The organism is Cryptocyanus atlanticus LEGE 06306 (assembly GCF_056633155.1).
In genome coordinates this window covers 213157-235554 of record NZ_JBSJOZ010000002.1, presented here as the reverse complement: position 1 = coordinate 235554, position 22398 = coordinate 213157, and the positions used below count along the sequence as shown (strand labels likewise).

The following is a 22398-nucleotide window of genomic DNA, read 5'->3' as shown; positions in this document are numbered from 1 at the left end:
GGGCGGTTTGGAGAATGGACCCGGGGAGGGTCTGGGCCCGATCGACCTACTGAATCACCTCAAGGCGAACCTGGGCGATGCCGCTGGAGATGAGGCCCAGTTTTTGGGCGGCTCCGTGGCCCAGATCGATGATCCGACGGCCATGGAAGGGACCCCGATCATTGATGCGCACCACCGCAGTCCGCCCATTCCAGAGGTTGGTGACCCGCACCATGGTTCCGAACGGAAGGGTGCGATGGGCCGCGGTGAGGGTGCCTGGACGGAACACCTCGCCGTTGGCGGTGCGGTTGCCGAAAAAGCCCGGACCGTACCAGCTGGCTTCTCCGGTCCCGGCGTAGGCGGATCGCACCGGGGCCGGGGCTGGAGCCGGGGCGATGGGCTGGGGAGCGGCCGGGGCGGGACGGGCTTCGGGAGCGGAATCCTGCTGTTCACGAATCGCCTGCTCCTGGGGAGCATCGGCTTCGGGAGCGGGATCCGAGCTGGGGGCCGACGCACTCGGGCGGGCCACGGCCAGACGGGAATCGGTGGCGGCTCGAGCCGCATCGGCGAGAACGGGCACGCCAAGACCGGCGCCGGACATCAGCAGGGCAATGACACCCAGGGAAGCGGAACGTTGCATAACAGGCGAAACTCAAGTCTCGGGGGCGTACATCACGAGATGGATGAATCGACCCTGAGGAGATCACGCCGCCGATGGATCTGCTGGCGACGGGGATCGGTGCTGGAGTTCCTGAACCGAATGGACGACGAAGGGAATGTAAGGGGAAAATCCGGCTCGCTCGCGCAACAGGACCCTGCGCAGATGGGCTCGAATGATGTCATCGAAGGCCAAGTCGCTGTCCCTCACTGCCGATTGAGGCGAGCACTCCGGGCGGGCGCAATCAGAGAACCCGATCAATGTCATCAGCGGCACTGATCGGTTCTCGTGCCGATCGCCGGATCGTCCACCCCGTCATCCCACCTCCTGCCAGTCCTGGGGGCGGCCAGCGGAGGATGGGCCCTCAGGATGGGGGCGGAGGATCCCCGCGTCGGAGGATCCCTTCCGGATCCCCACCCCAGCAGCACCGGAGCCATGGATTACCGCACAGCAGGCGTGGATGTGGCCGCCGGACGGGCCTTCGTCGAACGGATTCGCAGCAGCGTGGAGAGCACCCGGCGGCCGGAGGTGGTGGGAGGGCTAGGGGGGTTCGGCGGTCTGTGCCGGCTGCCGGAAGGCCTGCAGCGTCCCCTGCTGGTGGCGGGCAGCGATGGAGTGGGCACCAAGCTTGAGCTGGCCCAGGCCCATGGCCACCACCATGGCGTGGGCATCGATCTGGTGGCGATGTGCGTCAACGACGTGATCACCAGTGGCGCCGAACCCCTGTTCTTTCTCGACTACATCGCCACGGGTCGGCTGCGGCCCGAGGCCATGGCCCAGGTGGTGGAGGGCATCGCCGACGGCTGCCGCCAGTGCGGCTGCGCCCTGCTCGGGGGAGAAACCGCCGAGATGCCCGGCTTCTACGGCCCCGGTCGTTACGACCTGGCCGGGTTCTGCGTGGGGGTGGTGGAGGAGGACGGGCTCGTGGACGGGCATCTGGTGAGCCCGGGCGACCGGATCGTGGCGGTGGCCAGCAGCGGCGCCCACAGCAACGGCTTCAGCCTGGTGCGGCGGATTCTGGAGTCCCGGGCGGTGACGGCCGGCACCCGCCTCGAGGCTGGCGGTGTGGGCGTGATCGAGGCCCTGCTGGAGCCCACCCGGCTCTACGGGGCCCTGGTGACGGGGCTGCAGCGTCAGGGCATCCCCGTCCATGCCATGGCGCACATCACCGGGGGTGGGCTGCCGGAAAACCTTCCCCGTTGCCTGCCGCCAGGCACGCTGGCCCGGATCGATGCCGGAAGCTGGGAGCGCCCGGCCCTGTTCCGCTGGCTTCAGGCCGAAGGGGAGATCCCGGAGGAGGACCTCTGGAACACCTTCAATCTGGGGGTGGGTTTCGTGCTGGTCGTGCCCCACGGCGCACTGAACGCGACCCTGGCCTGCTGCGACGGTCTCAGCCACCATGCCTGGAGTCTGGGGGTGGTGGAGAGCTCCGAGGCCGGCAGCCCGGCGCTGGCGGGTTTGCCGTACTGAGCGGCCCTGCCGGCGCTGACAGATTGCCAACCCAGTTGGATTGATCCGCCCGAGCACCCCCATTCCCGCCTTCCTTCGGTCACGCCCTGCCATGCCCGCCAGCCCAGGCCGCACAACCCGGCGCCGCAGTTCCGCCCCCGTCCAAGCCTCCGTTCCGGCCCGCCGGATCGGAGAGCTTCCGGCGGGCCGGGGCTCCAACCGGCCCACTTTCCTGACCCTGCGGGACCACGGCAAGGTCTACGTGGCCGATCTGCCCCGGCTCTCCGATGGCCAGCTCATCCGACTGGGCAAGGAAGCCCGCGAGGTGCACGAGAGCCTCAGCCGCCGTCTGCAGGAGCTGGAGAATCCAATCAACCTGACGGCCGCCGAGCAGGAGACGAGGATCCGCGCCACCACCAAACGGACCGTGACCGAACGGTTCCTCGAGGCGGTGGACGAGGAACTGGCCGGTCGCAGCAACAATCCTGCCCTGCGGGCCGCCTCCGGGGAATCGCTGGCCAGGGCCTTCCTGGAACTCGCCCGGCATCGCCTGCCCGGCTCCACCTTCGACTCCCTGCTCCAGGAGGCCCTCACGGCCTGTGACGGCCACGACCGGACAGCGGAGCAGCGAAGTCCCCTCGCCGGCTGCGCCCCGGCCGTGCTGCTCAGCGTATCCAGACCGTCTTCGCTGCCGGTCGTGCTGCCCCCCGAGGGGGGTCCGGGGTCCGAGGCGGCTCAGGAACCGGAGCGGGAGGCCCCGGCGGACGGCGCTCAGTCGCTCTGAAAGGGATTGGCGGGCATGCGCACCGGCAGGGCCAGGGCCAGACCATCGAGGGCGTTCCGCTCGGCTTCGCTCAGGCACCAGCCGAGGGCCGTTGCCGCGGCCTCGACGTGGGAGGGCTTCCGCAGGCCGGGAATGGGCATGGCGCCATGGGAGCGGCACCAGTTCAGGGCCACCTCGGCGACCGTCGCCCCCCGGGGGGCGGCGATGCGGCGCATCAGCGCCAGGAGGGGCTCGATCCGCGGCAGAATCCGGCGGAACAGCACCCCACGGGGGCCACGGGGCAGGCTGCCCCCGCCGGAGAGGGGATCACACAACAGACCGAACGCCAGGGGGCTATAGGCGATCAGCTCCACCCCCAGCTCCCGGCACCGTTCCGCCAGTCCTCCGGGGCCGACCACCTCGGGCGCCAGCAGCGACAGCTGCACCTGCAGGCTGAGCAGGGGCACACCTCGCTCGGCCAGGCGGCGGTGCACCCGCTCCAGCCGCCGGGGGCCCAGGTTGGACACCCCCAGACCGGCCACCTCCCCCTGCTCCACCAGATCGGCCAGTCCATCCAGCAGGGGGTCCTCCTGCCAGGGGGCGTAGCGGGCCGTGCTCCAGTGCAGCTGCACCCGGTCGAGATGGCCCCGCAGCCGCCCACGGGAGGCGGCGAAGGCGCGGACGTAGCCGCGGCGGCCAAGCCGCCAGGGGAACGGAGCCAGCTTGGTGGCCACGCAGAGCCCTCGCCGCTGCTTGGGCTCCAGAGCCTCCACGAAACCGCCCAGGAGTTGCTCGCTGCGTCCGTTAAAACGGCCGGTGCCGTAGGAATCGGCGGTGTCGAAGAACCGGAGCCCCAGCTCCAGGGCACGGCGGAAGGTGGCCGCCAGTTCAGCGTCATGCCGCTCGGGCTGATACCCCCAGAGGAGTTGATTCCCCCAGCCCCAGGTCCCCACACCGATCGATGGGCCCACCGCGACGGAGCCTGGGAGCGCTCCGAGCTGATCCACCGCCCCCATCGCCTCCCCTCCCGTCCCATCGCTCGCCATGATCGGCCTCCGTCGCCGATCTCCGGTGGATCCCGCGCCGTCCGCTCCCCCGTCCATCGCGTCCCATCCTGCCGCCGGCGAGGCTCGACCCCTCTCCGGGAGCGGTTCCGTTCCCGGGCCGCCGCCGGACGCCGATCCCGTGCTCTGCGGGCACTGTGGCCGCACGGCGGGCAACGGCATCCACTGCCAGGGGCTCTGTGTGGCGGATTCCGGCTACTGATCCGCCCGCCCGCCGCCGCCGCGGCCGAAGCTCCGGCCGGGCTGGGGTAGAGAGGAGCTTGGCGAGGCGGGCCTCCGCAGCGCCCACAATGGGGGAAGCCGTGCCAGCCGCTTTGCGCGAGAGCCCCCTCTGCCCGCCCCAGACCCCAGGCCCGCCACACCCGGTTTCCCGGCACCGGTGCCGGGCGTCGGGTCCCCGGATCGCCCCGGGGCTGAGGGCGATGGGTCTGATTCCGGCCCTGGTCTCCCCGGCCCTGGTGACCCTGGCGACGATCGCCCCGGCGGCAAGCGCGGCCGAACGCCGCGACGACTTCGGGCGCTGGCAGCATGACGCCCGCAGCTGCGAGCGCAATCTGGCCGGCCAGAAGCAGGCCCCCTGCACGGGGCTCCGCTTTGAGCAGAACAGGCAGGGGCTGCTGAACATCCGCTTCCTCGGACCCGGAAGGGGTGAGCAGGCCGGGCGAGAGGAGACCACCAACCTGGTGAGCTTCGTCGGGGTGGTCCGGGAGGGCGGGGATTCCCTGAGCTGCCACCAGGGCCACTGTCAGCTCAAGGGACCACTCCGCACGGAGATCTCGAGCGTGAGCGAAACGAGCTACGACAGCCGAGGCCTGGCCATCACCCTGCCGAACGCCTGGCCGGCAGAGGGCAGCTGCGACATCCAGCGCAATGCGGTGATCTGCCGGGCCACGGCCCCGTCGGGTGAGCGCTGGAGCGCCACCGCGGCGTTCTGATGGCGCGGCCCGCCGCCACGCCCGGGCTCACTGGGGCCCTGGAGCGGGATCAAAGGCGGCACCCAGATTCGAACTGGGGATAAAGGATTTGCAATCCTCTGCCTTACCACTTGGCCATGCCGCCGGAGCGGAACCTCAGGCCCGCTCAGCGGATCGTATCAGCCGTGGCCGGCTGCTCCCGCTGCTGGTTCTCAGCAACGGCCATGGGGAGGATCTGGTCGCCATGCGGGTCCTTCAGGCCCTGCGGGAGCGGCGCCAGGACCTGGACGTGGCCGTGTTGCCCCTGGTGGGCAACGGCGACGGCTACCGGGCGGCGGAGGACCGGGGGGAGCTGCGCCGGGTCGGTCCGCGGCAGCGGCTGCCGAGCGGTGGCTTCAGCAATCAGAGCCTGGGGGGCCTGCTCAGCGACCTGAGCGCGGGCCTGCCGCTGCTGAGCTGGCGCCAGTGGCGGCTGGTGCGGCACTGGGGGCGCAGCGGTCTGCCAATCCTGGCCGTCGGGGATCTGCTGCCCCTGCTGCTGGCCTGGGGCAGCGGGGCCCCCTACGGCTTCATCGGCACCCCGAAGAGCGACTACACCTGGCGCAGCGGACCGGGCGGCAGCCCCCTGGCCGACCGCTACCACCGCTGCAAAGGCAGCGAATGGGATCCCTGGGAACGGTCGCTGATGGCCCATCCCCGCTGCCGGCTGGTGGCCGTGCGGGATGGCCTCACCGCCCGGGGTCTCCGGCGCCAGGGCGTGGCTGCCCTGGCGCCGGGCAATCCGATGATGGATGGATTCGCCCCGGCCCCCGTGCCGGCGTCCCTCCAGGGGGTCCGGCGCCTGATCCTGCTCTGCGGCAGCCGGGTGCCGGAGGCCCTCCGGAATCTGGGCCACCTGCTGGACGGCCTCGACCGGCTCCGGCCGCAGGGTCCCCTGGTCGTGCTCTGCCCCACCGGCTCCCATCCCTCCCTGGAGGAGCTCGGAACCGCCCTGCGGCACCGGGGCTTTCGCGGGGCCGCCGTTCCGGCGGGCAGCGGCGCCGGGGCCGCCTGGCGACGGGAGCTGCTGCTGCTGCTGCTCGGACCAGGCCGCTTTCCCGACTGGGCCAGCTGGGGGGACGTGGGGCTGGCCACCGCCGGCACCGCCACCGAACAGCTGGTGGGCCTGGGGGTGCCGGCCCTGTCGCTGCCCGGCAGGGGCCCCCAGTTCACGCCCGGATTCGCCCGCCGGCAGAGCCGGCTGCTGGGGGGGGCGGTGCGCCCCTGTGGCTCGCCGGCGGCCCTGGCCCGTTCCCTGGAGCGGCTGCTGGAGGACCCCCCGCGCCGACGGGCCTGGGGACGGACCGGCCGGCGACGGATGGGGCCTTCCGGAGGCAGTGCCCGGCTGGCCGCCCTGATCGACATGCGTCTGCTGGAGGAGAGGCAGGGATGATGGGGAACCCCACTCCTCCGGCTGCCCCGCCATGCCCGCCCCCACCGATCGGGCTTACGCCATCGCCACTGGACGGCTGGCCACCCTGCTGGGCATCAGCATCGCCGCCGCCCGCCGCCGGGTCGACCAGCGCTCGGCCCGGGAGGAGATCCGCGACACCCCCGGCCGGGTGGGCGTGGCGGAGCGGATGATCCTGGAGGCCGAGCAAGGCGTGCGCTCCCAGGAGCAACTGCTCGACACCCTTCTGGTCGCCAAGCCTTCCGAGGGCTACTTCCTCGACGAGGACTGACCCTGGGAGGAATGGTCGAAGACCGAGCCGAAACGGCCACGGTCCAGATCGGCGAACACGGGAATGCAGGCGAAGCAGCGGCGAGCCAGCTCGATCCTTTCCTCCCGCTCCAGCATGGCGGTCAGCTGACGGGCGGCGGGCAGCAGGTAGCGCACGTCGTTGGCGGCGTAGGCCAGCTGGGTCTCATCGAGTTCGTCGACCCGGCCCCAGTCACTGGACTGGGCCGCCTTGTCGAGGTCGACCCCCACCAGCTCCTGCACCACCTCCTTGAGGCCGTGGCGGGAGCTGTAGGTGCGCGCCAGGCGACTGGCCACCTTGGTGCAGAACAGGGGCTGCACGGCGATGCCGAGACCTTCCGCCAGGGCGGCCACATCGAAGCGGGCGAAGTGAAAGACCTTCTCGATCGCCGGGTGCTCCATCAGCTGCTGCAGCCGGGGGGCGGCGCTCTGACCCCGGGCGATCCGGATGCAGCAGACCTGGTCGCGATGGTCGGCGATCTGCACCAGACAGAGACGATCACGGCCATGGATCAGGCCCATCGCCTCGGTATCCACCGCCAGGGCGGGGGCCTCCGCCAGCAGGGCGAACCAGTCGGCGTCGAGATCACCGTCGAAGACGGCGAAGCGGGCGGGGGGGGTCACGGAAGCGGAGGCCATCGGGCGGGAACGATCCACCCCATCGTGCCGAAGGGCGCCCCGGTCGCAGCTCGGACGGGGGAGAATGCCCCGATCGCCCCGCCCAGCGCCCATGGCCCCCGCCCTGGCCTCCACCCTGCTGCTCACCTTGTTGCTGGCCGTGGGGCTCGTGTTCTTCCTGCGTGCCGCCAGCAAGGACCGCACCACGGTGGTGGAGGTGCACTCGCCCCGCCCCGCCCTGGAAGTGCTGGATGGTCTCAGCCAGTGGCTGGTGCTGCGCGGCTGGAAGGCGGAAGCGGGGGATCCGGGCCGCCGCCTGTTGCGCTTCCGCGGCCAGGTCAGCGCCAGTGGAACTCTGACCCTGCTCCTCTCCCTGCTGGGGAGCGTGGGGGCCGCCTGCCTGGGTCTGGTGCTGCGGCAGGTCCTGCCTGGGCTGGGCTGGTGGCCACTGCTGCTGGCCCTGCTCGGTCCCCTGGCCGGCCTGATCTACCGGCGGCGCTCCGCCCGGGAGGAGGCCGTGGAACTGCGCCTGATCAGCGACGACGACGCCCCGCTCAGCAGCCTGCGGCTGCGGGCCCACCGGGACGAACTGATCGCCCTGGAGCTGGAACTGGGTCCGCAGCTGCAACTGGCCAGCGACGGAGCGCTGCTGAGCTCTCCGATCTGACGACGATCCCCCCCGTCACCGCCGCCGCCATGCCAACCTCACCCGCCCAGGAGCCCAACCGAAGGCCCCACTGGCGCGTCCGGAGCCCCCGACGACCGCGCCGGTTCCCCGCTGGTGGCGCACGCCGCGGGGCGGGCCCCGTCCTGTCCCTGGGCCTGGTGCTGGCCCTGGCGCTCGGGCTGATCCTCTCGAGCGCCCTCGAAGCCCCGGCTCTCCCATCGTTCGATCCCCTGACCGGCCCCCGCAGCGCCCTGGTCAAGAACTGGATCGGCCGCCGCAGCGTCGCGGCGGATCTGCCCATCCTGGTGATGGCGGGCCATGCCGATTCCCAGGGAATGGCCGGTGCGGGCACCGCCGGTGAAGCGGTGGATCGGCTCGGGGCGGCGCCGATGCAGCCCGGGATCCGCGACGAGCTCTACTGGAATCTGTTCACCGCCGAGCGGGTGGTGCGGCTTGGAGTCCAGCGCGGGCTGCCCCTGCAGCTCTATGTGCCACCGCTGCGGAGCATCGCCGACGGGAATGATCCCCGCACCAACTGGAGCGTGGGACGCCGCCACGCGCTGCGGGGGGGCTACGCCCTGGAAATCCATTACGACGCCTATGGCCCCGACGGTTTCGGCTCGGGCCTGATCCCCCCGTTGCATCGACCCCCCAGCCGCCTGGACGAACGGCTGGCCGAGGCGTTCGGCGCCTTCCCGATCCACTTCCGCGGCGGCCTCGGTGGCCCCCGTCGGGGCATCGCCCTGCTCGAGATCGGCAAGCTGGAGCGGCCGCTGGAGACCGCCCTGCGGAACCCCCTGAGCCGGGAGGCCAGCCTCGACGCCATCGCCGCCCGGGTGGTGGATGCCCTCGAACGGGGCAGGGGAGCCCAGCCGCCGCAACTGGGCTGAGCCGGCGGGCTCAGTCGAGCGCACCCAGGGGCCCGCAGCGGACCTCCAGGCTGGGATCGGTGAACCAGTTCTGGGGCCGGGTGAACAGATCGGTGAGCAGCGCTTCGCGACTGCCCGGCTCAGGGGTGTAGCCGTACTCCCAGCGCACCAGAGGTGGCAGCGACATCAGGATCGATTCGGTGCGGCCGTTGGTCTGGAGCCCGAAGATCGTGCCGCGATCGAACACCAGGTTGAACTCCACGTAGCGGCCACGGCGGTAGAGCTGGAACTGCCGTTCCCGCTCCCCGAAGGGCAGGGGATGGCGCTTCTCCACGATCGGCACGTAGCTGGGCAGGAAGGCCGAGCCGCAGGCGCCGGCCAGCTGGAAGAGCTGCTCCCACGACTGGGCGATGGGGCCAGTGGTCGCGGCCACCCGGGCGGCGGGACCGCCGGGATCCTGGCCCTTGTAGAGCAGGCCGCCGGGATCCTGGTAGTCGTAGAAGATGCCACCGATGCCGCGGGTCTCCCCGCGGTGCTTCAGGAAGAAGTAGTCGTCGCACCAGGGCTTGAACACCGGGTAGTAGGCCGGATCGACGCTGTCGCAGGCGCCCTGCAGGGTGCGATGGAAATGGCGGGCGTCCGCCAGGAAGGGGTAGTAGGGGGTGAGATCGGCCCCGCCGCCGAACCACCAGACCGGCCCGGCCTCGAAATAGCGGTAATTGAGGTGGACGGTGGGCACATAGGGGTTGCGGGGGTGCAGCACCATCGAGGTCCCGGTGGCGAACCAGCTCTGACCCGCCGCCTCCGGCCGCTGGGCCAGGATCGACGGCGGCAGCAGATCCCCCTCCACCTCCGAGAAGTTCACACCTCCCTGCTCGAAGATCCGCCCCTCCTTCATCACCCGGGAGCGGCCGCCGCCGCCCTCCGCTCGCTGCCAGCTCTCCTCCTGGAAGGTGCCCTCCCCATCCAGGGCCTCCAGGCCGGCGCAGATGCTCTCCTGCAGGCCCATCAGCAGCTGCCTGGCCCGGGACCGGGACTCGGGGGGCGGCAGCTCCATCGCCGCCGACGGGGCGGTGCCCACTCCTTCGCGCTGCTCCACCACTGACCCTCTCACCCCTGGGGGCACCATGAACCTGCCCACCATTCCAGCCTGCCGCGCCCCGGCACAAGGGTTCGAGAGCCTCTGTCACGGGGAGGGCGCCTAGGATCGATCTTCGTGCGCGTCTGCTCCGATGGCCACTGTTGACGAGGCCCTCGCCGCCCTGGAACCCCTGCAGGATTCGGGCACTGGCCGCAGCCTGCTGGAGCTCGGCTGGATCAGCCAGGTCCGCAGCCCGGAGGCCCGGGTGGTGTTCCGCCTCGCCCTGCCCGGCTACGCCACCAGCCAGCGGGAGCGGATCGCCGCCGAGGCCCGGGCCGCCCTGCTGGCCCTCGAGACGGTTGAAGACGTGCAGATCGAGCTGGCCCAGCTCCCCGCCGGGGGCCGTCCGGAGGGGGCGCCGATCGGCGGGGCGGGCCACGGGGCCGGGGGCTCGGGGGCGCTGCCCGAGCGCCGGGGCATCCCCGGCGTGAAACAGGTGATCGCCGTCAGCAGCGGCAAGGGCGGCGTCGGCAAGAGCACCGTGGCGGTGAATCTGGCCTGCGCCCTGGCCCGCAGCGGCCTGCGGGTGGGCCTGCTCGACGCCGACATCTACGGCCCCAACGCCCCCACCATGCTCGGCGTCGCCGACCGCACGCCGGAGGTGCGCGGCAGCGGCAGCGAGCAGGTCCTCGTTCCGATCGACACCTGCGGTGTCGCCATGGTGTCGATGGGCCTGCTGATCCAGGAGAACCAGCCGGTCACCTGGCGCGGACCCATGCTCAACGGCATCATCCGCCAGTTCCTTTACCAGGCCGACTGGGGGGAGAAGGATGTGCTGGTGGTGGACCTGCCGCCGGGCACGGGCGACGCCCAGCTCACCCTGGCCCAGGCCGTGCCGATCGCCGGCGTGGTGATCGTCACCACGCCGCAGCGGGTCTCGCTTCAGGATGCCCGCCGCGGCCTGGCGATGTTCCTGCAGATGGGGGTGTCCGTGCTGGGGGTGGTGGAGAACATGAGTGTCTTCATTCCGCCCGACCGGCCCGAGGCCCGCTACGCGATCTTCGGCAGCGGCGGCGGCCAGTCGCTGGCCGCCGAAGCGGGGGTCCCCCTGCTGGCCCAGCTGCCGCTCGAGCTCACCGTGGTGGAGGGCGGGGATAGCGGCGTGCCGGTGGTGCTCTCCCAGCCGGGCTCGGCCACGGCCCGGGCCTTCGTGGCCCTGGCCGAGCGCCTGGTCAGCCCCAGCCTGATGCCGGCCTGATCTGGATGGCCTTGCTGGGCAGCCGGCGCAGCATCTTCTCGGGCACGCGTCCGCCCCGGCGGCGGCGGCTCCAGGAGGTCGATCTGGTGCTGTGGGGCATCCCCCTGGCCCTGGTGAGCGTCGCCGGCATCCTGATCGCCAGCACCCAGCGCCAGGCCGACTACGCCGACTGGTATCAGCATTGGGTGGCGGCCGGGGTGGGGCTGGCGATCGCCCTGCTGTTGGCCCGGCTGCCGCTGGAGCGGATCGCCCGGTTCCAGTGGCCGATCTACGGCCTGATGGTGGCCAGCCTGGTGGCGGTGAGGCTGGTGGGGGTGAGCGCCCTCGGAGCCCAGAGCTGGATCAACATCGGCGGCTTCAACGTGCAGCCATCGGAATTCGCCAAGGTGGCCGCGATCCTCTTGCTGGCCGGAGTGCTCTCCCGGTTTCCGGTCGAGCGGCCGGTGGATCTGGTGCGCCCCGTGGCCATGATCAGCGTGCCGTGGCTGCTCGTGTTCATCCAGCCCGACCTGGGCACCTCGCTGGTGTTCGGAGCGGTGCTGCTGGTGATGATGTTCTGGTCGGGGATGCCAGCGGCCTGGCTGCTGCTGCTGCTCTCGCCCCTGGTCACGGCCATCCTTGCCGGCACCCTGCCCTGGGCGCTGCTGGCCTGGATCCCCCTGATGGGGCTGGTGGCCTGGCGGTGCCTCCCCTGGAAGGGGGTGGCTCTGGCCGTGGTGCTGGCGGTGCAGGGCTGTTTCGCCGCGGGCACCCCCTGGCTCTGGCTGCACGGCCTCAAGGCCCACCAGCGGGCGCGGCTCACCCTGTTTCTCGACCCCTCCCAGGACCCCCTCGGCGGCGGGTACCACCTGCTGCAGAGCACGGTGGGCATCGGTTCCGGTGGTCTGTGGGGCACCGGACTGATGCATGGCGCCCTCACCAGGCTCCGCTTCATCCCCGAACAGCACACTGACTTCATCTTCAGCGCCCTGGGCGAGGAGACCGGATTCGTCGGCTCGATGCTGGTGGTGCTCGGGTTCGTGCTGCTGATGTGGCGCCTGCTGCAGATCGCCGGCCGGGCCCGGACCGACTACGAGTCGCTGGTGGTGGTGGGCATCGGCGCGATGCTGATGTTCCAGGTGGTGGTGAACATCAACATGACGATCGGCCTGGGACCGATCACCGGGATCCCGCTGCCCTGGCTCAGCTACGGCCGCTCGGCCATGCTGGTGAACTTCATCTCCCTGGGACTGTGCGCTTCGGTGGCCCGGCGGGGCCGCTCCCCCCAGCGCCGATGGTGAACCTGGCCGAGCTGCGGCAGTGCCTGGCCAGGGATGTGCCCCCCGGGCAAAGCGACGAAGACAGCGTCCGACGCCTGTGGTGGGCGGCTCTGGCCACTCTCCAGGAGGATCTGCTCCCTCCCCTGGCTCCCTTGCGTGGGGTCTGGCTGGCCTCTCCGCTGCCGGCCCTCTACGAACCGGAGGTGCTCCGGCCGTTGCAGGGCTGGGTGTGGACGCCGGCGGAGATCAAGAGCCTGCTCCACCCCGCTCCACCCCAGTTGCCGGGCACGCGGGGGCGAACGCCGGACCCGGCGATGGGCGAAGCCGTGGGATTCGAGCAGCTGCCCCTCGAGCCCGAGGACGGCACCGACCCCCTGCTGCTGCTGATCACCCCCGGACTGCAGCTGGCCCTGGCCCTGGAGGGGCCACCCCAGCAGCGCCGGCTGCTGGTGCGCTTCGATCCGGCAACCCTCTCGGAAGCCCTCCGGCTCGTGGATGAGCGGCTGCAGACCTCGGCCCCGGACGCGGGCAGTCGCCTGCGCCGTGCCCTCCGGGATCTCGGGCCGCTGCGCAGCGAGGAGGGGGCAGCGCTTCGTTTCTGGCCGCGCCTGGGGGAGCGGCTGTCGGCGATGGCTCCGAGCCTCACCCTCCAGCCCATGGTCCACAGCAGCGACCCGCACCAGCAGAGCGACGACGAGCTGGCCCTGCTCGAGGCCCTCACCCATGAGGTGCGCACCCCTCTGGCCACAATCCGCACCCTGATCCGCTCCCTGCTGCGACGGGTGGACCTGCCCGTGCTGGTGCGGCAGCGGCTCGAGCAGATCGACAGCGAATGCAGCGAGCAGATCGACCGGTTCGGATTGATCTTCCATGCCGCCGAGCTGCAGCGCTCCCCGCGGCCGGTCCAGGTGCTCGCCCGTACCGATCTGGCTGACTTGCTGCTTCAGTTCCAGGACCTCTGGGAACGGCAGCTGCGCCGCCGCGGCCTGGGACTGCGCCTGGAGATCGCCCCCCAGCTGCCTCCGGTGCTGAGCGACCCGAACCGCCTGGAAAGCATGCTTGGCGGCCTGATCGACCGCTTCATCCGCTCACTTCCGGCCGGCCGCACCGTGCTGATCCGGCTGCAACCGGCGGGATCGCGTCTGAAGCTGCAGCTCCGCAGCGATGATCAGGCGTCCGAAGCGCTCCCCCCGCCCGGAGAGGCTGGCGATGACGCCGTCCTCAGCCCGGTGCTGAGCTGGAATCCGCGCACCGGAAGCCTGCAGCTCAGCCGCCAGGCCACCCAGCGGCTGTTCCACAGCCTGGGGGGCCGCCTCACCGAACGCCACGGCAGTGGCCTGACGGTGTTCTTTCCCGTGGCGGAGAGCCCGGAGCCGCCGGGCGATCCGGTTTGTTGACGGGTGTGAAGAGAGCGCCGAAGCCCCAGGGCGGCCCCGAATCTCGGTGCTAGTTTCCAGCCGAAATGGTTCGCCGGCTCAGAGATGGGTCCGCCGACTCACCTCCCCCAACAGCCATGACAGCAACGGCGCTGAGCGGTCAACTTCCCAAGTCCATCGGCAGCACGGGCGGTCTGCTCAATTCCGCTGAAACCGAGGAGAAGTACGCCATCACCTGGACCAGCGGCAAGGCCCAGGTGTTTGAACTGCCCACGGGTGGCGCGGCCGAGATGAACGAGGGGGAGAACATCATGTACTTCGCCCGCAAGGAGCAGTGCCTGGCCCTGGGCACCCAACTGCGCACCAAGTTCAAGCCCCGGATCGAAGATTTCAAGATTTACCGGATCTTCCCGGGTGGTGACACGGAATATCTCCATCCCAAGGATGGGGTCTTCCCCGAAAAAGTGAACGAGGGTCGCCCGATCGTGGGGCACAATCCCCGTCGCATCGGCGAGAATCCCGACCCCTCCACTCTCAAGTTCTCCGGCCGCAACACCTACGATTCCTGAGCCCTGAGCGCTCCAGGATCCCCCCGGCTGCGCTGCCTCGCCAGCCCCTCGGACCGGGATCCTCCAACCTGTAGAAAGGCGGGGCCGGGAGCCCCGTTTTTTATGCCTGGCCGTTGCCGTGATGCCCTTTCCCGATCGCGACGCGTTCCTGGCACAGGCGGCGGCCGGCCACACCTTCATCCCGCTCACCCGCCGCTGGCCCGCCGATCTCGAGACTCCGCTCACGACCTGGTTGAAGGTGGGAGCCGGCGGCAGCCATGGCGTTCTGCTGGAGTCCGTGGAGGGCGGCGAACAGCTGGGTCGCTGGAGCTTCGTGGCCACCGATCCGCTCTGGACCCTCTCTGTCCGAGCTGACCGGGGCGAGCAGATCTGGCGCGACGGCCGCCGCCGGGAGCTTCGCGGCAACCCCTTCGATCTGCTGCGCGGCTGCCTGGAGGGCCTGCGCCCCGTCTCGATCCCAGGTCTGCCGGCGGTGGGGCAGCTGTTCGGCTTCTGGGGCTATGAGCTGATCCGCTGGATCGAACCACGGGTGCCTGTCCACCCCAACCTCCCCGACGCCCCCCCAGATGGCTGCTGGATGCTGACCGACAGCCTGCTGGTGTTCGACCAGGTGAAGCGGCAGATCACGGCCGTGGCCTACGCCGATCTGAGCGGCGGCGGCGATGCCCAGGAGGCCTACGCCGATGCCCAGGAGCGGATCGACAGCCTGGAGCGCCGGATGCAGGCCCCCCTGCCGGCGGGGGTCAGCCCCCTGCGCTGGGATCCGGAGCCGACCGTGGATCTGCCGACCACGAGCAACCGCAGCCGTGACGACTTCGAGGCGGCCGTCGGGGCGGCTCGGGAGCACATCGCCGCCGGAGACGTGTTCCAACTGGTGCTGAGCCAACGCTTGGAAACCCGGATCGCGCGCGATCCGTTCGAGCTCTACCGCAGCCTGCGGATGGTGAACCCGTCCCCCTACATGGCCTTCTTCAATTTCGGCGGCTGGTACCTGATCGGCTCCAGCCCCGAGGTGATGGTGAAGGCCGAACCGGTCGAGGGGGGCGTGCGAGCCTCGCTGCGGCCGATCGCCGGCACCCGGCCGCGGGGCCAGACCCGGGCGGAGGATCAGGCCCTGGAGCGGGACCTGCTCGCCGATCCGAAGGAACGGGCCGAGCACGTCATGCTGGTCGATCTGGGCCGCAACGACCTGGGCCGGGTCTGCCGGCCGGGCAGTGTGGCGGTCACGGAGCTGATGGTGATCGAGCGCTACTCGCACGTCATGCACATCGTCAGCCAGGTGGAAGGCCTGCTCGATGCGGACCATGACGTCTGGGACCTGCTGCAGGCCTCCTTCCCCGCCGGCACGGTCAGCGGAGCACCGAAGATCAGGGCGATGCAGCTGATCCACGCCCACGAACCCCAGGCCCGCGGCCCCTATTCGGGCGTCTACGGAGCCGTGGATCTCGGCGGCGCCCTCAACACCGCGATCACGATCCGCACCATGGTGGTGCTGCCCGATCCCGCCGGCGGCTGGCGGGTGCAGGTGCAGGCCGGCGCCGGGCTGGTGGCCGATTCCCAGCCGGCGGCCGAGTACCAGGAAACCCTCAACAAGGCCCGTGGCCTGCTCAAGGCCCTGGCCTGTCTCCAGGGAGAGCAGCCGTGAGGGGCTCGCTGCTGAAGGGATTCGAGGTGGAACTGTTCACCGGCAGGGCCGATGGCCGCGTGGTGGGGGTGGCGGAGCAGGCCGCCGCAGCCCTCGATGGCTTCGTGACCGAACCGGATCACCGCAACCTCGAATACATCACCCCTCCGGATGCCGACTACAACCGGCAGCTGCACCTGTTGCTCGAACCCCGGCGTCGGCTGCGGCGCTGGCTCGAGGAACGGGGGCTGACCCTGTTGCCGGGCAGCACCCTCAGCCTGGGCGACAGCCACCGCTTCGAGCGCTCCGATCCATCCAATCCATACCACGACTTCATCGAAGCCAGCTACGGCACCCGGGTGGTCACCGCCAGCGTCCACATCAACCTGGGGCTGACGGCCATGGATCCCCTGTTCGCGGGCTGCCGGCTGATCCGCTGCGAGGCCGCCCTGCTGCTGGCCCTGAGCGCCAGCTCCCCGTTTCTCGATGGCGTGGCCACGGGTGCCCATTCCCAACGCTGGCTCCAGTTCCCCCTGACCCCGAAGAAGGTGCCCCTCTTCCTCGACCATCGGCACTACATCGCCTGGATGGAGCAGCAGCTGACCGCCGGCACGATGCGGAACGTGCGCCACCTCTGGACCTCGGTGCGGCCGAACGGCCAGGACCGTCCCCACGATCTCAATCGCCTGGAGATCCGCATCTGCGATCTGATCAGTGATCCGAGGCTGCTGCTGGCGGTGACGGCCTTCACCGAGCTGCGGCTGCGGCAGGTGATCGCCGACCCGGGTGCCCACGACCCGCTGCGCGCCAGCAGCCTCAATCCCGGGCAGCTGGCCGAACTGGCCGACCGCAACGATCGGGAGGCCGCCCGCTCCAGCCTGGACGCGGTGCTGCACGACTGGAGGAGCGGAGTACCGCTGACGGCACGGGCCTGGATCCGGCGCGAGCTGGAGGCCCTGATGCCCCTGGCCGAGCAGGAGGGCCTCGCCCCCTGGCTGGCGCCGCTCGGGCCGGTGCTGGAACGGGGGAACCAGGCCATGCGCTGGCTGGAGGGACAGGCGGCGGGCGTCCCCATCCCCACGATCCTGGCGGAGGCGGCGGAGGCGATGCGCGCGAGCGAAGGCGATCCGGCACCGCTCAACACAGCCGTTGTGGACACTTTGGGATGATCATGGATCCTTCCTCCACCGCGCCGGCCCCCATGCGGCAGACCCTGCCTGCCACGCCAGCCGAGCTGGAACCCAGCCTTGAGGTGGTCCAGCCCGCACCGCGGGTCACCCGGCTGCTGGGGGAACGGCTCGAACTGGTCGAGGATCTCTGGCAGACCGTGCTGCGCAGCGAGTGTCCACCCGAGCAGACCGAGCGCCTGCTGCGGCTCAAGCGCCTGAGTGATCCCTGCGACGAGACTCTTCAGGAGCGGGACACCACCGCGGCGATCGTGGCGTTGATCCGGGAGATGGAGCTCTCCGAGGCGATCGCGGCCGCCCGGGCCTTCTCGCTCTATTTCCAGCTCGTCAACATCCTCGAGCAGCACATCGAAGAGGACAGCTATCTGGCCAGCCTGCAGGAGGGCACCACCCCGGCCGCTCCCGATCCCTTCGCCCCACCGCTGGCCAGCCAGACCGACCCGGCCACCTTCCGCGAACTGTTCACCCGCCTACGGGGCCTGAATGTCCCCCCGGGCCAGATCGAAACCCTGCTGAGGGAGCTGGACATCCGGCTGGTGTTCACCGCCCACCCCACCGAGATCGTGCGGCACACCGTGCGGCACAAGCAGCGGCGGGTGGCGGCCCTGATTCACCGCCTCCAGCAGGACAGCCCCACCGAACTGCAGGACGAGCGCAGCCTTCGGCTCCAGCTGGAGGAGGAGATCCGGCTCTGGTGGCGCACCGATGAGCTGCACCAGTTCAAGCCCTCGGTGCTCGATGAGGTGGATTACGCCCTGCACTATTTCCAGCAGGTGCTGTTCGATGCCATGCCGCTGCTGCGGCAGCGGATCCACACCGCCCTGCGCTGCAGCTATCCGGATGTGGCCCCACCCCGTGATGCCTTCTGCACCTTCGGCTCCTGGGTGGGCGCCGACCGGGATGGCAACCCCTCCGTCACCCCGGAGATCACCTGGCGCACCGCCTGCTTCCAGCGCCAGCTGATGATCGAGCGCTACATCGCCGCGGTGCAGGACCTGCGCGACCAGCTCAGCATCTCGATGCAATGGAGCCAGGTGAGCGCTCCGCTGCTGGAATCGCTCGAAATGGACCGGCTGCGCTTCCCGGAGATCTACGAGGAACGGGCGGCGCGCTACCGGCTCGAGCCCTACCGGCTCAAGCTCAGCTACATCGTGGAGCGCCTGCAGCTCACCCACCATCGCAATCAGCAGCTGGCCGAAGCCGGCTGGGAATCCCCCTGCGAAAGCGCCGGTCCCGCCGTGCTCATCCCCGGCACCGGCCCGATGGCCGCCGCCCCGCCCGAGCTGCACTACGGCTCGGTGGGTGAACTGCGCACAGACCTGGAGCTGCTGCGCGACAGCCTCGACACCACCGGTCTCAGCTGCGAGCCGTTGCTGAAACTGCTCAGCCAGGTGCACATCTTCGCCTTCTGCCTGGCCAGCCTCGACATCCGCCAGGAGAGCACCCGCCACAGTGATGCCCTTGACGAGCTCACCCGGTATCTGCAGCTGCCGGTGCCCTACGGCGAGATGGAGGAGGAGCAGCGAGTGGAGTGGCTCCTCCAGGAGCTGCAGACCCGCCGGCCCCTGTTGCCGCCCGCCGCCCGCTGGAGCGCCGCCACCACGGAAACCTTCGCGGTCTTCCGCATGCTGCAGCGGCTCCAGGAGGAATTCGGTGCACGCATCTGCCGCAGCTATGTCATCTCGATGGCCCACACGGTCTCCGACCTGCTCGAGGTGATGCTGCTGGCCAAGGAGGTGGGCCTGGTGGATCCGAAGGCGGTGCAGACCCAGCTCCTGGTGGTGCCGCTGTTCGAAACCGTGGAAGATCTGCAGCGCGCGCCGGCCGTGATGGAGCGCCTGTTCGCCGAGCCCTTCTACCTCGCCTTGCTGGCCAGCAGCGGCGATGCCGAGAAGCCTTTGCAGGAGGTGATGCTCGGCTATTCCGACAGCAACAAGGATTCCGGCTTTCTCTCCAGCAACTGGGAAATCCACAAGGCCCAGATCGCCCTGCAGCGCCTGGCCAGCCGCCACGATGTGGCCCTGCGCATTTTCCACGGGCGGGGCGGCTCGGTCGGACGGGGGGGCGGTCCGGCCTATCAGGCGATCCTGGCCCAGCCCAGCGGCACCCTCAACGGCCGCATCAAGATCACCGAGCAGGGGGAAGTGCTGGCCTCGAAGTACTCCCTGCCCGAGCTGGCCCTCTACAACCTGGAAACAGTCACCACCGCGGTTCTCCAGAACAGCCTGGTGAGCACCAGCGTCGACGACACCCCCAGCTGGAACGAACTGATGGGACGCCTCGGTGCCCGCTCCCGCCAGCACTACCGAACCCTGGTGCATGACAACCCCGACCTGGTTGAGTTCTTTCAGCAGGTCACCCCGATCGAGGAAATCAGCAAGCTGCAGATCTCCAGCCGGCCGGCCCGGCGCAAGAGCGGCGCCAAGGATCTCTCCAGCCTGCGGGCCATCCCCTGGGTGTTCGGCTGGACCCAGAGCCGTTTCCTGCTGCCCAGCTGGTTCGGCGTCGGCGCCGCCCTGCAGGAGGAACTCCAGCAGGACCCGGATCAGATCGAGCTGCTGAGGCTGCTCTACCAGCGCTGGCCCTTCTTCCGGATGCTGATCTCCAAGGTGGAGATGACCCTCTCGAAGGTGGATCTGGATCTGGCCCACCACTACGTGCAGGCCCTGGGACGGCCATCCCACCGCGAGGCATTCGAGCGCATCTTCGCGGTGATCGCCGCCGAGTTCGTGCTCACCCGTGACCTGGTGCTGACGATCTCGGGCCATACCCGGCTGCTGGACGGCGATCCGGCCCTGCAACTCTCGGTGGACCTGCGCAACCGCACCATCGTGCCGCTGGGCTTCCTGCAGGTGGCGCTGCTGCGCCGGCTCCGGGACCAGAACCGCCAGCCGCCGATGAGCGAGGCCATCGGCGACGGACACGATGGCCGCACCTACAGCCGCAGCGAACTGCTGCGCGGCGCCCTCCTCACCATCAACGGCATCGCTGCCGGGATGCGCAACACCGGCTGAGGAGCGCTTGATCCCCTTTCGCGTCCAACCTGCCGCTCCCCGCCTTCCGGAGGGCTACAGCCTGGAGAGCGCGCTGGCGCCGGAGCCCGGCGAACTCAACCGCCTGCTGGTGGCCTGCGGGGACATCGCCCGGCCGGAGCAGCGGATCCGGCTGATGCTGGAACGCAGCGCCTGGCAGCTGTCCGTGCGGGATCCCAGCGGGACCCTGGTGGGATTCGTGCGGGCCACGAGCGACCAGGCCCTCAACGCCAATCTCTGGGACCTGGCCGCGGCCCCCGAGGATCCCCAGCAGCAGGTGGTGCTGACGGTGCTGGTTCACGGAGCCCTGAGCCGGCTGCGCAAGGAACTCAGCGGCTGCAGCATTTCGGTGGCAGCACCCCCCGAAGCGGTGGCAGCCCTCCAGAAGCACGGGTTTCTGGTGGATCCGGGCGGGATCCGGGCGATGGGTCTGACCCTTGGGGCGCCCCTGGCACTGGTGGATGAAGCGAGCATGGAGGGACTCGAACCCCCGACATTCAGAACCGGAATCTGACGCTCTATCCAACTGAGCTACATGCCCGTGAGGCGGGGGGAACCCCTGTCCCAGCTCGCTTAGCTTAGCCGCACGCCGCCCCGGACCCATTCGGCTTCATCGCCTGGAGCTGCTGGACTTCCGGAACTACGGCCAGCTCGTGCTCGAGCTGGAGGCGCCGAGGCTGCTGGTGATCGGCGCGAACGGCGAAGGGAAATCCAACCTGCTTGAGGCGGTGGAACTGCTTGGCAGTCTCCGTTCCCATCGCACCGGCAGCGATCGGGACCTGATCCGCCATGGGGCCGCCACGGCGACCGTCCGGGGCTGGTGCCGGCCGAACGACCCCGGGGATCGGCTGGACGGCAGCGACCGGCTGGAGCTGGAGCTGCGCCGCTCGGGCGGCCGGCAGGCCCGGCGGAACGGGAGGACCCTGGAACGTCAGCATGATCTGATCGGTCCGCTGCGCTGCGTCGGCTTCAGCGCCCTCGATCTGGAGCTGGTCCGGGGCGAACCGGCCCTGCGGCGCCAGTGGCTGGACCGGGTCGTGCTGCAGCTCGAGCCGGTCTATGGCGAGCTGCTGGCCCGCTACGGCCGCCTGCTGCGGCAGCGGAGCCAGCTGCTGCGCCGGGGCCTGGCCCAGGGGCCTGGACAGCTCGACGCCCTTCAGGAGGCGTTCGACCAGCAGATGGCCCTGGTCGGCACGCGACTGCATCGCCGTCGCAGCCGAGCCCTGCGCCGCCTGGAGCCCCTGGCGGCGGCCTGGCAGGAGCGGCTGAGCGGTGGGCGGGAGCGGCTGGAGCTGCGCTATCGGGCCGGCACCCAACTGGAGGGGGACGAGGAGGAAGGCCCCTGGAGGGAGGCCCTGGCCGAGCAGTTGCACCGGCAACGGGCCGAGGAACGGCGGCTGGGCCAGTGCCTGGTGGGCCCCCATCGGGATGAGGTGGCTCTGCTGCTGGGGGACCAGCCAGCCCGGCGCTATGGATCGGCCGGCCAGCAGCGGACGCTGGTGCTGGCCTTGAAACTGGCGGAACTCGAGCTGGTGCGGCAGCTCTGGGGCCAGCCGCCCCTGCTCCTTCTGGACGACGTGCTGGCGGAACTGGACCCGCAGCGCCAGGGCCTGCTGCTCGATGCGGTGGGGGAGGGATACCAGTGTCTCGTGAGCGCCACCCACGTGGAGACGTTCCGGGGAGGGTGGCGGGGAGACGCCTCCCAGCTGGTGCGGATCCGGCAGGGACAGATGGAACCGGAGCACATGGAGGCGGAGGGGGTAGGGCCGCCTTAGGATGAAAGGCTGTTTGCCTGGATTCGATGACCCAGAGCCTGCCCTGCCTCCATCCCCACCCCGGATGGAACGGAGCCCAAAGCCAACCGAGCCCCAAGCCCCAACCTCCCAGTGCCACCGCCGACACCATGGTGGGCAAACACTGCATCCTCGAGCTTTACGACTGCGACACGCTCAAGCTCGACGACGAAGCCTTTCTCAGGGACGCCATCACGACCGCAGCGAAGCGTGCCGGCGCCACCCTCCTCAATCTGATCACCCACCGGTTCGAACCGCAGGGAGTGACGGGCCTGGCTCTATTGGCTGAATCGCACATCTCGATCCACACCTGGCCCGAATCGGGCTACGCGGCCGTGGATGTCTTCACCTGCGGTGACCACACCATGCCGGAGCTGGCCTGCCAGGTGCTGGCGGAGGAACTTGATGCCGGCCACCGCAAGCTCAAGAGCTTCCGGCGCGAAACCCCGGCCTCCGTGGCCGATCAGCTGCGGGAGCCCATCGGGCTGGCCGCCTGATCC

21 protein-coding genes and 2 tRNA genes are annotated in these 22398 nt (G+C 70.3%); 17 read left to right on the top strand and 6 right to left on the bottom strand.

Annotated features, from left to right (window positions below):
* Positions 1-46 precede the first annotated feature (46 nt).
* Positions 47-619 carry a septal ring lytic transglycosylase RlpA family protein gene (locus tag ACWJI7_RS03920; RefSeq protein ID WP_479935530.1) on the bottom strand — a complete coding sequence of 191 codons (573 nt, stop codon included), beginning with the start codon at positions 617-619 and terminating at the stop codon, positions 47-49.
* A 453-nt stretch (positions 620-1072) separates the two neighbouring features.
* Between ACWJI7_RS03920 and purM the strand changes: the two genes are divergently transcribed.
* Positions 1073-2107, top strand: a complete 1035-nt coding sequence (gene purM / locus ACWJI7_RS03915) for a phosphoribosylformylglycinamidine cyclo-ligase (RefSeq protein ID WP_479935528.1) — start codon at positions 1073-1075, stop codon at positions 2105-2107.
* A 91-nt stretch (positions 2108-2198) separates the two neighbouring features.
* Positions 2199-2870: a hypothetical protein gene (locus tag ACWJI7_RS03910; protein ID WP_479935526.1), complete on the top strand. Its 672-nt coding sequence runs from the start codon at positions 2199-2201 to the stop codon at positions 2868-2870.
* On the opposite strand, the gene ACWJI7_RS03905 is transcribed toward ACWJI7_RS03910, so the two are convergent.
* The gene (locus ACWJI7_RS03905) at positions 2858-3865 is read right to left on the bottom strand and encodes an aldo/keto reductase (protein ID WP_479935638.1); all 1008 of its coding nucleotides are present in this window, start codon (positions 3863-3865) and stop codon (positions 2858-2860) included. The two genes, ACWJI7_RS03910 and ACWJI7_RS03905, sit on opposite strands and share 13 nt — an antisense overlap.
* A 28-nt stretch (positions 3866-3893) precedes the next feature.
* Here ACWJI7_RS03905 and ACWJI7_RS03900 point away from each other — a divergent pair, with 28 nt between their 5' ends.
* Positions 3894-4115 carry a hypothetical protein gene (locus ACWJI7_RS03900; RefSeq protein ID WP_479935524.1) on the top strand — a complete coding sequence of 74 codons (222 nt, stop codon included), beginning with the start codon at positions 3894-3896 and terminating at the stop codon, positions 4113-4115.
* Between the two features lie 220 nt (positions 4116-4335).
* On the top strand, positions 4336-4848 hold the full coding sequence (locus tag ACWJI7_RS03895) for a hypothetical protein (protein ID WP_479935523.1): 513 nt from the start codon (positions 4336-4338) through the stop codon (positions 4846-4848).
* Positions 4849-4901: 53 nt separating this feature from the next.
* On the opposite strand, the gene ACWJI7_RS03890 is transcribed toward ACWJI7_RS03895, so the two are convergent.
* Positions 4902-4972: transfer RNA gene (locus ACWJI7_RS03890), tRNA-Cys, on the bottom strand.
* On the opposite strand from ACWJI7_RS03890, the gene ACWJI7_RS03885 reads away from it, so the two are divergent.
* Positions 4937-6259 (top strand): lipid-A-disaccharide synthase-related protein, encoded by a 1323-nt coding sequence (locus tag ACWJI7_RS03885; RefSeq protein ID WP_479935636.1) that lies wholly within the window; start codon positions 4937-4939, stop codon positions 6257-6259. The two genes, ACWJI7_RS03890 and ACWJI7_RS03885, sit on opposite strands and share 36 nt — an antisense overlap.
* A gap of 31 nt (positions 6260-6290) precedes the next feature.
* On the top strand, positions 6291-6548 hold the full coding sequence (locus ACWJI7_RS03880; RefSeq protein ID WP_479935521.1) for a hypothetical protein: 258 nt from the start codon (positions 6291-6293) through the stop codon (positions 6546-6548).
* On the opposite strand, the gene ACWJI7_RS03875 is transcribed toward ACWJI7_RS03880, so the two are convergent.
* Positions 6527-7204 carry a ribonuclease D gene (locus ACWJI7_RS03875; RefSeq protein ID WP_479935519.1) on the bottom strand — a complete coding sequence of 226 codons (678 nt, stop codon included), beginning with the start codon at positions 7202-7204 and terminating at the stop codon, positions 6527-6529. The genes ACWJI7_RS03880 and ACWJI7_RS03875 overlap by 22 nt on opposite strands.
* Before the next feature lie 91 nt (positions 7205-7295).
* Here ACWJI7_RS03875 and ACWJI7_RS03870 point away from each other — a divergent pair, with 91 nt between their 5' ends.
* The gene (locus ACWJI7_RS03870; protein WP_479935518.1) at positions 7296-7850 is read left to right on the top strand and encodes a cofactor assembly of complex C subunit B; all 555 of its coding nucleotides are present in this window, start codon (positions 7296-7298) and stop codon (positions 7848-7850) included.
* Between the two features lie 29 nt (positions 7851-7879).
* Complete coding sequence (locus ACWJI7_RS03865) at positions 7880-8740, top strand: dehydrogenase (RefSeq protein ID WP_479935517.1); 861 nt, start codon at positions 7880-7882, stop codon at positions 8738-8740.
* Positions 8741-8750: 10 nt separating this feature from the next.
* Here the strand turns inward: ACWJI7_RS03865 and hemF are convergent, their stop codons facing one another.
* Positions 8751-9848, bottom strand: coding sequence for an oxygen-dependent coproporphyrinogen oxidase (gene hemF, locus ACWJI7_RS03860; protein ID WP_479935634.1), 1098 nt, complete (start codon positions 9846-9848; stop codon positions 8751-8753).
* A gap of 103 nt (positions 9849-9951) precedes the next feature.
* Here hemF and ACWJI7_RS03855 point away from each other — a divergent pair, with 103 nt between their 5' ends.
* The 7 genes from ACWJI7_RS03855 (at position 9952) to ppc (ending at position 20087) form a co-directional block, all read left to right on the top strand.
* Complete coding sequence (locus tag ACWJI7_RS03855) at positions 9952-11058, top strand: Mrp/NBP35 family ATP-binding protein (protein ID WP_479935515.1); 1107 nt, start codon at positions 9952-9954, stop codon at positions 11056-11058.
* A gap of 5 nt (positions 11059-11063) precedes the next feature.
* Complete coding sequence (gene rodA / locus ACWJI7_RS03850) at positions 11064-12338, top strand: rod shape-determining protein RodA (protein WP_479935513.1); 1275 nt, start codon at positions 11064-11066, stop codon at positions 12336-12338.
* Positions 12332-13714, top strand: a complete 1383-nt coding sequence (locus tag ACWJI7_RS03845; protein WP_479935512.1) for a sensor histidine kinase — start codon at positions 12332-12334, stop codon at positions 13712-13714. Before rodA ends, ACWJI7_RS03845 begins: the two co-directional genes overlap by 7 nt.
* Before the next feature lie 116 nt (positions 13715-13830).
* Complete coding sequence (gene psaD, locus ACWJI7_RS03840; protein ID WP_479935510.1) at positions 13831-14262, top strand: photosystem I reaction center subunit II; 432 nt, start codon at positions 13831-13833, stop codon at positions 14260-14262.
* A gap of 121 nt (positions 14263-14383) precedes the next feature.
* On the top strand, positions 14384-15907 hold the full coding sequence (locus ACWJI7_RS03835) for an anthranilate synthase component I family protein (protein WP_479935508.1): 1524 nt from the start codon (positions 14384-14386) through the stop codon (positions 15905-15907).
* On the top strand, positions 15904-17055 hold the full coding sequence (gene gshA / locus ACWJI7_RS03830) for a glutamate--cysteine ligase (RefSeq protein WP_479935506.1): 1152 nt from the start codon (positions 15904-15906) through the stop codon (positions 17053-17055). The genes ACWJI7_RS03835 and gshA overlap by 4 nt, the downstream gene beginning before the upstream one ends.
* Positions 17052-20087, top strand: coding sequence for a phosphoenolpyruvate carboxylase (gene ppc / locus ACWJI7_RS03825; RefSeq protein WP_479935504.1), 3036 nt, complete (start codon positions 17052-17054; stop codon positions 20085-20087). Before gshA ends, ppc begins: the two co-directional genes overlap by 4 nt.
* Before the next feature lie 485 nt (positions 20088-20572).
* Here ppc and ACWJI7_RS03820 read toward each other — a convergent pair.
* Positions 20573-20646, bottom strand: a tRNA-Arg gene (locus ACWJI7_RS03820).
* 76 nt (positions 20647-20722) lie between these two features.
* Here ACWJI7_RS03820 and recF point away from each other — a divergent pair.
* Both recF and speD read left to right on the top strand, forming a co-directional pair.
* Positions 20723-21880 carry a DNA replication/repair protein RecF gene (gene recF / locus ACWJI7_RS03815; protein ID WP_479935632.1) on the top strand — a complete coding sequence of 386 codons (1158 nt, stop codon included), beginning with the start codon at positions 20723-20725 and terminating at the stop codon, positions 21878-21880.
* A gap of 26 nt (positions 21881-21906) precedes the next feature.
* A complete protein-coding gene (speD, locus tag ACWJI7_RS03810) occupies positions 21907-22395 on the top strand; it encodes an adenosylmethionine decarboxylase (RefSeq protein WP_479935502.1) in 489 nt (162 codons plus the stop codon).
* The last annotated feature ends 3 nt before the right edge of the window (positions 22396-22398 follow it).